This is a genomic window from Mesorhizobium cantuariense (genome assembly GCF_042647205.1).
Classification (GTDB): Bacteria; Pseudomonadota; Alphaproteobacteria; order Rhizobiales; family Rhizobiaceae; genus Mesorhizobium; species Mesorhizobium cantuariense.
Window position 1 is genome coordinate 565,703 of sequence record NZ_JBHRVD010000001.1, and the last position, 13,078, is coordinate 578,780.

Here is a 13,078-nt window from a genome sequence, read left to right on the forward strand (position 1 = left end):
TCGCGGCGACGAAGGATTTTCGCAAAGACGCGCTTGAGCCTTTCGCATTCCTCCGCGTGGTCACGCGTGACATGCGTTGCCGCCCATCGATCTATCATGGCGCTCAGCGGTTCGGTTTCCGGTCCCGGATGCAACTACAGGAACCGGTCGAACCGCAAGAGCAACAGGGGTTGCGAAGTGTATTTGTATCCTCTGCGCCGCATCATCGCGACATGCTCGGCCATCATTTCGCCCAGCACGCTGCAGAACGGCCTGGGCTGGCGCAGTTCGGCAAGAGCCCGTTCCGAATCCCGCGACGCCAGTGCCCGCCAGATCGGCATGCACTGCTTGATATTGCACTCATCTCGCAGAGCGACGACGGGATTTCGTTCGATAGCACCGATTTCCACCAGGCGCTCGAGGAATCGGTCAATGATGCGGGTGCGGTGCAAGAGCGTGGATGTCGCCCGGCGAATGGCTGATTCTCGTAGCCAGGCCAGCAGCACCTCCTGATTGAGCGCCTCGTAACGTTCGGCGACATCCTGGAAGCCATGCAAGACCTGTCGATAACTGGTTCGGCTTTTCATGCTACGCAGATCAAGGCTCGCGACATATCGGTCAAGGGTCGCGCGGTCGGGATCAGGCCAGCGGGCGGTCATGCCGCCACCTCCATTCCCGGCACCTCAAGCGCAATGGCCCTGAGGTCCTCGGTGGCGAGCTTGAGATAGGGAGCCGTCGATCCTGTCGAGCGGTGCCCCAGCACGTCGCCGATGATCTTTTGAGGCACCGCGACCCGCAGCATCTCAACCGCGCGCGCATGACGGAAGATATGGGGTTGTTGATGGCTTTTCAAAAGCGCGTCTAAACGACGACAAGCGTTTGGTGCTTGTGGACGGAACAAAAAGGCGGCCTTTGCAGGCCGCCGAGTGTGGAGGATGTGTGCTTTAGAGCGAGGACGGGGCTTTTTCGATATCGCTGTGATCGGTCGGTGTTCGTTGCTGCTCCTGGATAAGTTCCTGGAGTTGGACGCCGTAGTGAGACCAGATGCTATCGGCGAGATCGTTGAGGAGCTCGAAGACAGCGAGCGCCTGTTCGGGTGTCCATTCGGGATTGATGAGGAAGTGGATACCACGACTGAGGCCGGACGGTTGAGGATCTGGTTTCATGCTGCGGGCACCTTTTCGCCGGAGGAGCGGCTGGTGCGTTTTTCGCGCTGTGCCTTTGATCGCTCGGCCGCTTCCTTGAAGCGGTAGGAATCGCCTTCGATGGAGATCACCTCGGATCGGTGCATGAGGCGGTCGACGAGGCTGACGACGCAGGCGGCATTGGGAAAGACCTCCGACCAATCAGCGAAGGGTCTGTTGGTGGTGATGATGGTTGAGCGTTTTTCGTAGCGCCGGCTGATGAGTTCGAACAGCAGGTCCGCATGACGGTTCGAGTAGGACAGATACCCGACCTCGTCGATCGCAAGAACGTCGGCGGCGGCGTAGTGGTGAAGGCGTCGGCGCAAGGCTGCGTCGCTGTCGAGGGCGGCGAGTTCGCCGAGCATCTCGCTGGCGGTTCGGAAGACGACGGTGTGACCGCAGATGAGCGCCTGGTGAGCGACATTGCGAGCAAGTGTCGATTTCCCGACGCCGTTGGGGCCGATAAAGACGATGTTGGCGGCATCGTTCATGAAGGACAGGGTCATCAGATCCTCGACGGCGGCGCGGTCGATGCGGCGAGGCCAGTGCCAGTCATAATCGGACAGTTGCTTGAAGTGGCCGAGCCTGGCGGCACGCGTGCGTCGCCGCATCGAACGGTCGGAGCGCTCCTCTTCTTCCCATTGAAGGACGGCGGCCAGCCAGTCCGCGTCAGCGATTTCGTCCCAATGGGTGATCAGGCCATTGAGGCGCAACGCCTTGGCCCGGTTGAGCAGGATGTCGGGATTATTCATCATCTTTGCCTCCAAGGGTCAGTTGGTCGTAGCTGTCGAGGCGATGCGGCCGTACCGTCGTATCCTTGCGCCGCACGTGTTCGGGCAGGCTCGTTTCGACCGGCGGCGGAGCACCGCGGGCGACCCGGCGGCGTTCCAGTGCGTCGCGAACCGACCTCGAATGGGAGGCGCCGGCATGCAAAGCTTCCTCGACGGCGGCCTGCAGTTCCTGCGCGCCGTACAGGTCAAGCAGTTTCAGCAACGCGTTTGTGATCGCACCGATATTGGAGCCACGCTCGGCGGCCCGGATCATCAGGGTCTGGCAGGCCGGCACGGCGCGGGTCAGGCTGTTGAGGCCGCGATGCTGGCGCGCCTCGCGCTTGATTGCGACGAGTGCCTTGAGGTGCTGAGGGTCCTCGATCTGCTGGTCGCGATCATAGCTGCGACGGTGACTGGCGATCATCTTTGCGCCGTCGAAGACGCGGACCAGGCCGAGATCGGCGCGCACGCTGAGCGTGCGCCGGACATGAGCATGCGGTACCGAGTAATCGTTGAGGTCGAAGCGCACATAGGGCGTTTTGCCAACCTTGGCGGCGACCTGCTCCTCGACGGGGTATGGGTTGGCGGGCAGCGGCAGAAGCAGTGGCTGCTCTTGCGCAAACGCCTGGCGGACCGTCATCGTCCGGTCCTCGGGGCATGGCCGGTCGGCTGCCTGGTTGCGGCACCACTGTTCGGCCTGGGCGTTCAGATCGTCGAGATCGGTGAACTTGCGGGCGATGAAGAATGCTTCCCTTATATGCCGTATGGCGCGCTCGACGCGGCCTTTTTCGTTGCCCCGGGCAACCGCGACAGGACGTGGCTCGAACCGATAGAAGCCGGCGAAGGCAAGCAGCGTCGGATGGAAGCGGATCGCATCGCCCTGGCGCTCGAGCACCGCACTCTTGAGATTGTCGTAGAGCAGGACCCTGGGCAGCCCGCACCATGTGTTGAACGCGCCGACGTGACCGCGCAGGAAGTTTTCCATGCGCGCGTCGAGGAAGAAGCGCAGGTAGATGTCGCGTGAGTAAGAAAGCACCATCACGAACGCCATGAGCGGCCGGCGGGCGTTGCCGATCTCGATGTGACCGAAGTGGGCCCAGTCGACCTGTCCCTGCTCGCCCGGCAATGTGCGCAGCCGCAGGAACGCCTCGGCCGGCTTGCGGGGACGGTGCAGGGCGACCAGGTGCCGAAAGTGCGTCGGCAAGCCCCGGTAGCCGCGCTCGCGCACCATCGCATAAAGGCGGCTGGCGGTCAGCGAGGGGAACTTTTCCAGCGTCTGCTCAATGAATGGAAGATACGGGTCAATGATTGAGGCTCTCTGCAGCGGCTTGTGCCGGGGCAATCCCGCCTGGGCCAGAACGCGATGCACCGTCGTGTGATGGACATGCAATTGCCTGGCGATGGTGCCGCAGCGCCACTTCTCGGCGTGATACAGGCGCAGGATCTGCGCTTCCAGTTCGGGGCTGATGGTCATGATACGGGCTCTCCGTCTGCGTAGTCAGCTTCACGGGCATAACGAGGCCCCCGGCGACGCACGAAGCCGGTGCGAACGAACGGCGACAGTCGACAGTCGCAGCGCCGACAGCACGGCGTGGGCATGACCGATGTCGTCGCCCGCCCGGCGACGTTCGAGGACTGACCAGTAGTGAACCGGCAGGAGATGCAGGTGGAGAATGATGCGTCACTTTATTGTGCCGAGCCCGATATCGTCGGGCCCGGACCGCATGAGCCAGGCGTCCCCGGCGGCTGCGCTGATAACGTCGCCCCGCCTCGCGCACACTCTCGCGGCGGGCAGCACGGGCGCAGTCCTGGCCGCAGTAGCGCTGTCCCCGGTCGCAGCTGCGGCAGATCGTTACCTGCGAACGGCAGCGGCCGCACAGAAAGAAGCGGCCCGTGAGCATCCGCGACGATCCTTTCGGAGCGCCGCTGGGAGTTCGGGGAAAAGGTCGACGGAATGCGCTGACAATGCGATAATGCAGTCGCGCACCGTCAGTGGAGCGTGACACCGAGCCCGGACTTGCCAGTTGAGATCGGTGTTACGCCGGATTGTTTCTGCGGCGCTGATTACCCGCAGATCTACCACAAGGCACGCGCATGGCGGGGTACGTCGAAAGCCGCCTCAGGGCGGCTGGAGACGTGCCCCGCGTCTATCCCTTCAACCTCCCATGATCAGCACCGCGCCGCAAAGGCGGCCGCCCGCTACAGCGCTAGTTGAAGAGCGCGCGGGCGGCCGCCTTTGCTCTTCCAGCGCTTCAGATCTTGTCGTCGTTTATCAGCGGGTTTCGACCGTCTTCGACAGGGGTCCACACTTACCAGGCGGTTGGACGCCAGCGTCACGGAGTCGCCGGCGAACAACGCTGTAAAGCTTGTCGAGCTTGCGATAGGGCGCGCGCGTGCGGATGAAGATCTCTCTGGCGTCCGTCAGGGGCCGTCCGGAACGCAGATAGGAGAGCACCGCTTCGCCGACCGGCTCCATCAGGGGCAAGGATGTGCTGGCTCGCGTCTTGTGGTGACGAACATGGATGGCTTCCGTCCGCCAGTCGATGTCCTCGATCCGTAGATGGCGGATCTCTCCAGACCGTAGCCCATATGTTGCAAGGAGTTGCAAAATCGCATGGTCTCGCAACCCTGCCGATGTCTTGTCCTTCTTCGCGCTCTCCAGCACGGCCACGATCTGGCTGCGGTCCAGGACCGAAGGTACTCCTTCATATGCATAAAGCATCGGCGCTATGATGTGCCCCGACAGGTCCGTCGTGACGCGACCTGTGGTGTGGAGATAACGCAGCAGCGAGCGAAGCCGCTCGGCTACAGCCTTCAGCGAGCAGCGCGTCAGTTTCGGCGCGCGCAAATCCATGTAACGGTCAACGTCACTGATGCTGAGGCCCGTCGATCCGTCGATGCCGTGATCGATCTGCCAGGCAAGGAAGTTCCGGGCTTCCCACATTAATGCTGCGACGCTGGAGCAAGCCAACCCGCGTTCCTCACGCAGCCAGAGTTCGTATTCGTCGCAGATTGAAAATCGGACCTCATCGGCCACACAGGTAGGATTGATAGCTGGCGGCCATTGGCCGTGAACAAGCCGCAGCAGCGCGTGAATTCCGGAACGCGGGACCTCGTGCCAGCGCGCGCTGGGACGTCGACCACGCTGTTTTTCGAACAGTACGATGGCGTGCCGCAGGTATTGCTCCACCTGCACGTCGATCACGTCTGTGACCGAGATGCCCCGCGGTCCCAGATAATCGAGAAATCCAGATGCGTAGGTGCAGTAGTTCCTCGCCACGACTGGGCTGTATTGCTGACTAATAAGCGAGGAATTGAGAGCGGCGATTAGTTCGTGACGGCTATCCGACATTGGCGGGTCCTCTGTTGGTCGATTGACCCGCAGAGGTTCGGCACAGAATAATGCAAAGCAAGCCGATCCGAAATCGGCGAGAATCCGCCAGTCAGGCCGCGCTCCTCCGCATTACGGGGATCTCGTGATTAGTCAAGACCAATAAGAATGATGCCGCCGATGCGGAGGCGATCTGTGAAGCAGTCACGCGACCGACGATGCGCTTCGTTCCCATCAAGGAAGAAATGCAGCAGGAGATCCTGGTCATCCACCGCGTCCGGGAGATGCTGATCCGCCAGAGGACGCAGCTTATCAATGCGATCCGCGGTCACTTGGCCGAGTTCGGGGTGATTGGTCCGAACCGGGCGCATAATATCGGCCTGCTCACCGTTCTGATCGAAGATGAGACGGAGACACGTATTCCGCCTGTGGCGCGGCATGCGCTGCGTTATCTCGTCGAGCAGCTAAGAGAGGTGAAGACCAAACTCGCCCGGATCGACAGCGACCTGATTACTGTGGCGAGAGACTCCAGCGCCTGCCGGCGATTGATGACCATACCCGGGGTTGGCGTTGTCACCGCGAGTGCCTTGGTTTCGTCCATGCGTGATCCGGCCGACTTCAAATCCGGCCGTCATTTTTCCGCGTGGCTCGGGCTGGTGCCCAAGCAGCATTCCACGGGCGGTAAGGAGCAGTTCGGCTCGATCAGCAAACGAGGGAACGGCTATCTACGCAAGCTGCTGATTCACGGTAGCCGTCCATAGATGCGCTGGCGAGGACGTACTTGGATTTGGCTCGCTAAATTGAGGGACCGGCGGCCTGCTAATGTTGCGGTCGTGGCGATCGCGAACAAGACGGCACGCGTTGTGTGGGCATTGCTGCGATACGGTGGAACCTACGGCGTACTGACGCGTGGAGCGGCATGATCTCCGACGCCATTCTGATCGGCCCGGCTTCGGGCTGATGCGGTTGCGAGGGCAAGTAAGCAGGTGATGGCAAGACCGGGCGTACCGGGACCGGGTGAACCCGTTGGGCGCATCGAGCCTCGAGCTCGCGCAACGTGATTGGGTGCCGGTTCGCGGATATTCCATCAAGGCCCGTGGCGCAGGGTGCTCCACATCGTAGAGGCCGAATAGATGACTGCAGCCGCAGGGCATTGCCGAAGCCGCGCATAAAGTCCTTGCAAAGTCGGGGGCGTCCATAGATGTGCCCAGCTTGCGTCAGGCAAGCCCCGGAACGGGGGATGAACAAGAAAGGAGGTGAGAATCGAGTAGAAACCGTTCGCAGCGATCCAGCGGGTTCAACGCCCGTCCGGCAAAGGCGCAGCCCGCCAGCCGGAAGCGAGTCTTGCATGGGTGGCGGCAACGTCATTCGTGAAGCGTAGACAGCGGGTGATAAAGCGGCGGGGTAAGCCCCGATATCATGATCTTGATGACGCCTTCGGAGTGTTGGGACCGGGGGCAGCACCCGACCGGCCGATATTGGCGAGGCAATCGGGGTCGTCCGGGGTCTTGGGCCGCCGCAAAGTCACGGGATGGATTGCCGGGGAACCTGAGAGATCCCACTCACGTCCAAGGAAGCAATGCCGGAAACGGGGAGCCGGCTGACGTAAAAGAATCCAGGCCCTACGACAGCCCTGCATGTCGGAAGGGAGCGCTTTGGCGGACACAAACAAGCAGGGCCGTATGGAACCCTGAAGGCGAAGCAATAAGCTGATGGGTAAGCGTGAGCGGGAAGTCGTAGCACCCTCATAGTACCAATGAGCGCGGGGAACCGTGTCCGGCGGGACCCGAAGGAGGAAAGGAGGGTGTCACGGAACCAGAACCACTGACAGGAAACAACGGAGGGGACCCTGAGCCCTACAAACGTGTACACGAAACGGCAGTGGATAGCCGAACAGGCGAGGAAGCACCCCGAAAGGGTGCTCACATCCTTGCACCATCTGATTGACCTCGACTGGATGTTCGAGGCGTGGGCTCTAACGCGCAAGGATGGCGCGGCGGGCATCGACGGGCGCACGGCTGACGACTATGAGAAAGATCTCGAGGCAAACCTTGAAAGCCTCCGGATCCGGATGATGTCGGGCAGTTACCACGCGCCCCCGGTGCGACGCCACTACATCCCGAAAGCCGATGGGTCCCGACGACCTCTGGGTATCCCAACGTTCGAGGACAAGGTGGCGCAACGGGCAATCGTGATGCTGCTGGAACCGATCTACGAGGAGGCCTTTCTGGACTGCTCGTTCGGGTTCCGGCCGGAACGGTCGGCTCATGACGCCATCCGCACATTAAGCGATGGCATCATGGACACCGGTCAGCGATGGGTGATCGACGCAGATATCTCGAAGTATTTCGACAGCATCGATCATGGGCATTTACGCAGCTTCCTCGACCTGAGGATCAGAGACGGCGTCATCAGACGCATGATTGACAAGTGGTTGAACGCAGGGGTGTTGGAGCAAGGCACCCTGAGCCGATCGGTAGCTGGAACGCCACAAGGCGGAGTGATCAGCCCACTTCTTGCGAACATCTTCTTGCACTATGTGCTGGATAAGTGGTTCGCAGAGGTGGCGAAGCCCCGCCTAAAGCGGCGGTGCCAGATGGTGCGGTACGCTGACGACTTCGTCATGAGCTTCGAGGATCACTTGGACGGTCGGCGCATGCTGGCCGTGCTGGGCAAGCGTTTCGAACGGTATGGGCTTCGGCTACATCCTGACAAGACGCGCTATGTGGACTTCCGTTTCCGGCGCCCTCATGGGCAGCATCCGGCAACGAGTGCCACCAGTTTCAACTTTCTCGGCTTTACCCATGTCTGGGGCCAGTCGCGGAGAGGGAAGCCGGTGGTGCGGCAGGTCACGGCCAAGGATCGGTTTGCGCGGGCCTTACGGGCAGCCAGGGAGTGGTGCATCAAGCACCTGCACCTGTCGCTCACGGTTCAGCATCGACACCTGACCCGAATGATGCGAGGCCACTACGCCTACTACGGGATCACGGGCAACGGACGACGTTTGACGTGGTATCACCATCAGGTCGAGCGTATCTGGAAAAGCGGGCTCTCGCGCCGCAGCCGATCTGGAAAGCCGAACTGGAATCGGATGGCCCAGGTCCTTGACCGATTTCCCCTGCCGCCAACCCGGATCGTACATCAATGGAGCCGTACCTGAGCGAAACTGGACCGTGAGGAACCGGATGCGGGAAATCTGCACGTCCGGATCTGTGAGGGGCGGGGCTCGGTAACGACCCCGCCTACTCGGCAGAAGGCGAGCGTCACGCCGCTCTTTTCGGCCAACACGCGATAGCCGCCATAGCCGTCGACCTGCAGGATGCCGGTGAAGCCTGCGAGATGAGCAATCGGACGCTCGGCCTTCCGGTCGGGTGCGTAGACATAGGAGACGCCCGGCGGGTCGGCTCCCTGCCATGGCCGATCATCACGCGCATAGGCCCAGAGCTGCCCGGTCTTGGTCTTGCCTCGGCCGGGATCGAGCACCGGCGCAGTCGTCTCGTCGGCGAAGAGCTTCGGCGACGCCTTCAGCCTTACAAGCAGCCGCTCATGCACCGGACGCAGATGCCGGCGGCGCGGCCGAGTGAATCAGCCTGGATTCCGCTGTCGCGGACTGTCGGCGAATATGGTCTGATCCCGGTCATGGCGATGACGGCTGACCAGCTTCCCGACGATCCGGACGCGCTGAAGGCGATGGTCCCGGCGCGCGACGCTTCGTCGCGGGTCAGCCGGCCTGCGCTGGAACGCGGGTCCGGCGCGCCTCGTGGACCCGCCGCCAGTCAAGCCCTTCCAATAGCGCCGACAGCTGCGCGGCCGTCAGCCGCATCATGCCGTCATGCACTTTCGGCCAGCGGAACTCCCCAGCGACCAGACGCCGACGAATGCGATGAACGGCCTGGACCGCCAGCTGATCAGTCGATTTCGGCGGCAAAAAGCGCATCGAAGGCCGGCCGACCGCTTCGCAGATGGCTTCCGCATCGTTTCGGTCGTTCTTGTTGGACTTCACATATGGTGTAACGAACTGAGGACTGATCAGCCGAACCTCATGGCCAAGCTCGGTGAGCACCCTTGCCCAGTAATGCGCGCCGTTCGAGGCTTCCATGCCGACCAGGCATCGGGGCAGATTGGCGAAGAAGCAGGCTACCGCATCGCGACGCAGCGTCTTTTGCACGACGACTTTTCCGTGGCAGTCGACCCCGTGAACCTGGAACACATATTTCGCAAGATCCAGACCTATTCGAACGACCTGCATGACATCCTCCTTTGTTGCAGTTGACGTTCGAGATTTCACCTCGCCTGGAAGGCGGGGTCCATACCATTGGCCTCCGTTTTGCAAGACCTAAGATGGCCGACAGCATTCGGATCGCTTGCGGTCATGTATTCGGCCTCCAGTGTGCGATGCGTAGCCGCACGGGCCTTGATGGAATCCGCGAACTGACGCCCCATCAAAAGAGCGGACTTCAAGTCCTCTGGGACGGACGGGCTTTATCAGTCACGGTCACGACCGTTTGCCATCATTCAACTTCAGTCTTGCAATGCAACTCCGGCTTCCAGCGGGCCTCGAATCTGCTTGATTCACGCCACGGTTCGAGCCGCTGCTGGGACGAAATTTTCCTTCCGGACCATAATCGCCCAAGCGATCCTGGCCGTTTTGTTCGCCATCGCCGTGGCGACCACGTTGGTCGGCTTGCGTTCCAGAAGCTGCGTGAGCCAAGCCGATGTGCCGGTCGGACGCGACCGAGCCCAGCGCAGGCTCGATCGATTTCTGATGATCAAAAGCCGTCTCAAGTATGGGTTTCCTCGCTTGCTAATCGAGCCCAGACGATCCTTCCCACCGCTCGAATGTTGTCGTGGAACGAGGCCAAGCCATGCAGCAAACTGGCGTCCCGATTTGAAATGCTTTGGATCGGCGACCGCCGCAATGATTGCAGTCGCAATGATCGGCCCAACCCTGGAATCGTCGCGAGTCGTTTGCTCATCGGGCTCTGCCGATGCCAGGCCATGATGCGCGCGTCGAGAACCTTGATGCGAGCTTCGAGATCTTGGAGTTGGCAATGAAGCACTTCAACGACTTCCTTCACAAGCTGAGGAAGTGTCCTATAAATGTCGTCCGTCACCGGTTCGCGCACTAATACTAAAGGATCTGACGGCTGACTCTCTTGGGATACCGGAGTGAGCGGAACCGTGATTCCATTGGGGCGAGGAGGATTCGCGCCATGGGATCAGCGATCAAGATGCGGACGGACTATTCGGCAGCCGAGTTGCGGCGGCTGGCCAAGAGTTCGAAGGATAGCAAGCAGAGCCGTCGGCTGCTGTCGTTGGCAGCGGTTCTCGACGGGATGAGCCGTGAGGATGCGGCCCGGGTCGGCGGCATGGACCGGCAGACCCTGCGGGATTGGGTTCACCGTTTCAACGACGCTGGTCCAGACGGCCTCGAGGACGCCTGGAACGGCGGGCCGGAGCCGCGCCTGTCGGTGTCGCAGAAGGCGGAACTGGCACGGATCGTCGAGACCGGGCCGGACCGGGCCGTCGACGGCGTCGTGCGCTGGCGGCGCATTGATCTCCAGAGGCTCATCAAGGAACGCTTCGGCGTCGACTATCACGAGCGCTACGTCGGAACGCTTTTGAAGCAGCTCGGCTTCTCCCATATCAGCGCCCGGCCACTTCATCCGGGCCAGGACGGCGAGATCGTCGAGGCGTATAAAAAAACTTCCCGCGCACGCTGAGCGCCCATCTGGCCGACCTGCCCAAAGGCAAGCCGGTCGAGATCTGGTTCCAGGACGAAGCCCGCATCGGCCAGAAGAATGGCATCGTGCGGCAATGGGCCAGGCGCGGCACGCGGCCCCGTCAGCCGGCCGACCAGCGCTACAAGAGCGCCTATCTGTTCGGCGCCATCTGCCCGGCGCGTGGCATAGCAGCCGGGCTGGCGCTGCCCTTCGCCGACACGGAGGCCATGCAACTTCATCTCGACGAGATCAGCCGCCATGTTGCCAGGCGCGCTCATGCCGTTCTGCTGCTCGACCGCGCCGGCTGGCACACCACCGCCAAACTGAAAGTGCCCAAGAACATCACGCTAATCTTCCTGCCGCCCCGCGCGCCGGAGCTGAACCCCGTCGAGAACGTCTGGCAGTATCTGCGCCAGAACTGGCTCTCAAATCGCGTCTTCGAAGGCTACGACGCCATCATCGACGCCGCGTGCGGGGCCTGGCGCGAGCTCATCGAACGACCAAACACCATCACATCAATCGGAATGCGCGAATGGGCTCACGTCGGTCAATCAAATTGACCGTTGGTATAAGGTGCGGCTGCCAGCTTGCTCGCGCGGTCACTTGACGGTTTCTCTCTTGGCAAATCGGAGCGCGTGACGATTCCCCCGCGCAATTCGCGGAGTGGCCTGAATCTCAGCGGGATCAAGTGTAATTCCCGACAGCAAGGTAGCCAGGCTCAGTTCATGTGCGACGGCAATCCGTGCAAGTGTGATCAATGTGACGTTTCCCTGACCCCGTTCGAGCTTCCCATAAGCTGCGCGGTCAATGTTTGCCTGCGAGGCAAACCCTTCTTGAGACACGCCCGCCTGTTCCCGAAGGCGTCTGAGCTGCTCACCAAGCTGGACACGCAAATGCTCTGCCATGCCTCCCTTGATTGCGGATATGGTGCTAATCGTCCACGGTATATATATCCCCGGCATATATTGACCAGACGGATTTTGGAGGGTATTATATTGCAACCTAGTTTTGGAGTGATTGGCCATGAATGCATATGCATTCCCTGCGATCAGGGGCGTTCAGGCAGGTCGAGCCTATTACGTGGTGATGGTGCCGCTCGGAGCAGTGGGATCGCTATTGCGATTTGACGATGACGCAGTGCCGGACGAACTCCGTGCGCAGCGTCGCTTGAATAAAAGCCGGGTACCAGCGATTGCTCGTTACATCACGTCCAATCCAAAACAGTACGTGCTGTCCGCCCTGACGGCAACGATCGACGGTGGATTCCATTTTGAATCGAGCGACACGGAGGGAGCCTTAAGATCGGTCGGAACGTTGTCGGTCGACATGACTGCGACGATCCTTGTGAACGATGGCCAGCATCGACGCGCAGCAATTATCGAGGTGCTTCGCGAGCGTCCCCATTTCGCTCACGAGACAGTCGCAGTTACTTTGTTCCCTGACCACGGACTGGAGCGCTCACGACAAATGTTTGTCGACCTCAACCAGCACGTAGTGAAGCCCTCGCGCTCGATAAGGCTGCTGTATGACGCGCGTGATGAGCGGGCAAGATTGTCCCGGGCCGTCGTTGACGGGATACTGCTTTTCCGAGACATGACAGACTTCAGCCGCTCCAATCTCACCGCGGGTTCGCCAAAACTATTTGCCTTCAGCAATCTCCACACCGCTGTTTCAGCGTTTGCATCGGAAGTCGGCGCGATTGGCGAAACAGGCGAAGCGCTCGTCATGGAGTTTTGGGCAGCAGTGGCTGAAGCAATTCCTGATTGGCGCCTTGCGCACAATGGACAAGTGGCGCCGGCGGATCTCAGGCGTGAAAAGGTCCACGCCCATGGTGTGGCATTGGAAGCCATCGCGATTGTAGGCGCGCGGTTATTTGCGGACCCAGGGCTCGACTGGCGAGCCGCAATCAGCCGCTTGGCAGACGTTGACTGGGCTCGCGCAAACATGGCCCTTTGGGAAGGGCGGGCGCTTCTGGTCGGCCGCATCAATCGATCGCGAACCAGCGTGATGCTCACAGCGGAAAAAATCTGGTCACTCACCACGAATGGCGCTGACGCGTCTCGGCAAGTCGGTTAGTCTCCGTTCAGGAGA

12 protein-coding genes and 3 pseudogenes are annotated in these 13,078 nt (G+C 61.1%); 4 read left to right on the forward strand and 11 right to left on the reverse strand.

Annotation, left to right across the window (positions count from 1 at the left end):
- Positions 1 to 134 precede the first annotated feature (134 nt).
- From ACFOJ9_RS02640 to ACFOJ9_RS02665, 6 genes are all read right to left on the reverse strand, one after another.
- A complete protein-coding gene (locus tag ACFOJ9_RS02640) occupies positions 135 to 638 on the reverse strand; it encodes a hypothetical protein (RefSeq protein ID WP_378976862.1) in 504 nt (167 codons plus the stop codon).
- Positions 635 to 880: a tyrosine-type recombinase/integrase gene (locus ACFOJ9_RS02645; RefSeq protein ID WP_378976864.1), complete on the reverse strand. Its 246-nt coding sequence runs from the start codon at positions 878 to 880 to the stop codon at positions 635 to 637. The genes ACFOJ9_RS02640 and ACFOJ9_RS02645 overlap by 4 nt, the downstream gene beginning before the upstream one ends.
- A 43-nt stretch (positions 881 to 923) precedes the next feature.
- Positions 924 to 1,145 (reverse strand): hypothetical protein, encoded by a 222-nt coding sequence (locus ACFOJ9_RS02650; RefSeq protein ID WP_095085189.1) that lies wholly within the window; start codon positions 1,143 to 1,145, stop codon positions 924 to 926.
- Positions 1,142 to 1,918, reverse strand: coding sequence for an IS21-like element helper ATPase IstB (gene istB / locus ACFOJ9_RS02655; RefSeq protein ID WP_206073656.1), 777 nt, complete (start codon positions 1,916 to 1,918; stop codon positions 1,142 to 1,144). Before istB ends, ACFOJ9_RS02650 begins: the two co-directional genes overlap by 4 nt.
- Positions 1,908 to 3,407 carry an IS21 family transposase gene (gene istA / locus ACFOJ9_RS02660; protein ID WP_095090781.1) on the reverse strand — a complete coding sequence of 500 codons (1,500 nt, stop codon included), beginning with the start codon at positions 3,405 to 3,407 and terminating at the stop codon, positions 1,908 to 1,910. The genes istB and istA overlap by 11 nt, the downstream gene beginning before the upstream one ends.
- 798 nt (positions 3,408 to 4,205) lie before the next feature.
- Positions 4,206 to 5,285 (reverse strand): tyrosine-type recombinase/integrase, encoded by a 1,080-nt coding sequence (locus ACFOJ9_RS02665; RefSeq protein ID WP_378976866.1) that lies wholly within the window; start codon positions 5,283 to 5,285, stop codon positions 4,206 to 4,208.
- Between the two features lie 149 nt (positions 5,286 to 5,434).
- On the opposite strand from ACFOJ9_RS02665, the pseudogene ACFOJ9_RS02670 reads away from it, so the two are divergent.
- Both ACFOJ9_RS02670 and ltrA read left to right on the forward strand, forming a co-directional pair.
- Positions 5,435 to 6,025, forward strand: a pseudogene (locus ACFOJ9_RS02670) (IS110 family transposase); the annotation flags it as partial.
- 1,169 nt (positions 6,026 to 7,194) lie between these two features.
- Entirely contained in the window at positions 7,195 to 8,424 is a 1,230-nt protein-coding gene (gene ltrA, locus ACFOJ9_RS02675) for a group II intron reverse transcriptase/maturase (protein WP_378976868.1), read from the forward strand.
- Positions 8,425 to 8,513: 89 nt separating this feature from the next.
- Here the strand turns inward: ltrA and ACFOJ9_RS02680 are convergent.
- From ACFOJ9_RS02680 to ACFOJ9_RS02695, 4 genes and pseudogenes are all read right to left on the reverse strand, one after another.
- Positions 8,514 to 8,869 (reverse strand): annotated as a pseudogene (locus tag ACFOJ9_RS02680) (IS66 family transposase); the annotation flags it as partial.
- A 116-nt stretch (positions 8,870 to 8,985) separates the two neighbouring features.
- The gene (locus ACFOJ9_RS02685; RefSeq protein ID WP_363452268.1) at positions 8,986 to 9,090 is read right to left on the reverse strand and encodes a hypothetical protein; all 105 of its coding nucleotides are present in this window, start codon (positions 9,088 to 9,090) and stop codon (positions 8,986 to 8,988) included.
- 36 nt (positions 9,091 to 9,126) lie between these two features.
- Positions 9,127 to 9,513: pseudogene (locus tag ACFOJ9_RS02690) on the reverse strand (IS110 family transposase); the annotation flags it as partial.
- 323 nt (positions 9,514 to 9,836) lie between these two features.
- The gene (locus ACFOJ9_RS02695) at positions 9,837 to 10,316 is read right to left on the reverse strand and encodes a transposase (protein ID WP_378976870.1); all 480 of its coding nucleotides are present in this window, start codon (positions 10,314 to 10,316) and stop codon (positions 9,837 to 9,839) included.
- Positions 10,317 to 10,477: 161 nt separating this feature from the next.
- Between ACFOJ9_RS02695 and ACFOJ9_RS02700 the strand changes: the two genes are divergently transcribed.
- A protein-coding gene (locus ACFOJ9_RS02700) for an IS630 family transposase (protein WP_095088284.1) occupies positions 10,478 to 11,547 on the forward strand; the annotation gives its coding sequence in 2 pieces (ribosomal slippage) (positions 10,478 to 10,964 and positions 10,964 to 11,547; 1,071 coding nt in all).
- A gap of 39 nt (positions 11,548 to 11,586) precedes the next feature.
- Here ACFOJ9_RS02700 and ACFOJ9_RS02705 read toward each other — a convergent pair.
- Positions 11,587 to 11,892, reverse strand: coding sequence for a helix-turn-helix domain-containing protein (locus tag ACFOJ9_RS02705; protein ID WP_378976872.1), 306 nt, complete (start codon positions 11,890 to 11,892; stop codon positions 11,587 to 11,589).
- Positions 11,893 to 12,010: 118 nt separating this feature from the next.
- Here ACFOJ9_RS02705 and dndB point away from each other — a divergent pair, with 118 nt between their 5' ends.
- Positions 12,011 to 13,063, forward strand: a complete 1,053-nt coding sequence (gene dndB, locus ACFOJ9_RS02710) for a DNA sulfur modification protein DndB (RefSeq protein ID WP_378976874.1) — start codon at positions 12,011 to 12,013, stop codon at positions 13,061 to 13,063.
- Positions 13,064 to 13,078 lie beyond the last annotated feature (15 nt).

Coding starts and splice junctions, on each gene's coding strand:
- ACFOJ9_RS02705 (WP_378976872.1), bottom strand. CDS start 11,892: ATGGCAGAGCATTTGCGTGTCCAGCTTGGTGAGCAGCTCAGACGCCTT.
- dndB (WP_378976874.1), top strand. CDS start 12,011: ATGAATGCATATGCATTCCCTGCGATCAGGGGCGTTCAGGCAGGTCGA.
- ACFOJ9_RS02650 (WP_095085189.1), bottom strand. CDS start 1,145: ATGAAACCAGATCCTCAACCGTCCGGCCTCAGTCGTGGTATCCACTTC.
- istB (WP_206073656.1), bottom strand. CDS start 1,918: ATGATGAATAATCCCGACATCCTGCTCAACCGGGCCAAGGCGTTGCGC.
- ACFOJ9_RS02640 (WP_378976862.1), bottom strand. CDS start 638: ATGACCGCCCGCTGGCCTGATCCCGACCGCGCGACCCTTGACCGATAT.
- istA (WP_095090781.1), bottom strand. CDS start 3,407: ATGACCATCAGCCCCGAACTGGAAGCGCAGATCCTGCGCCTGTATCAC.
- ACFOJ9_RS02685 (WP_363452268.1), bottom strand. CDS start 9,090: ATGATGCGGCTGACGGCCGCGCAGCTGTCGGCGCTATTGGAAGGGCTT.
- ACFOJ9_RS02665 (WP_378976866.1), bottom strand. CDS start 5,285: ATGTCGGATAGCCGTCACGAACTAATCGCCGCTCTCAATTCCTCGCTT.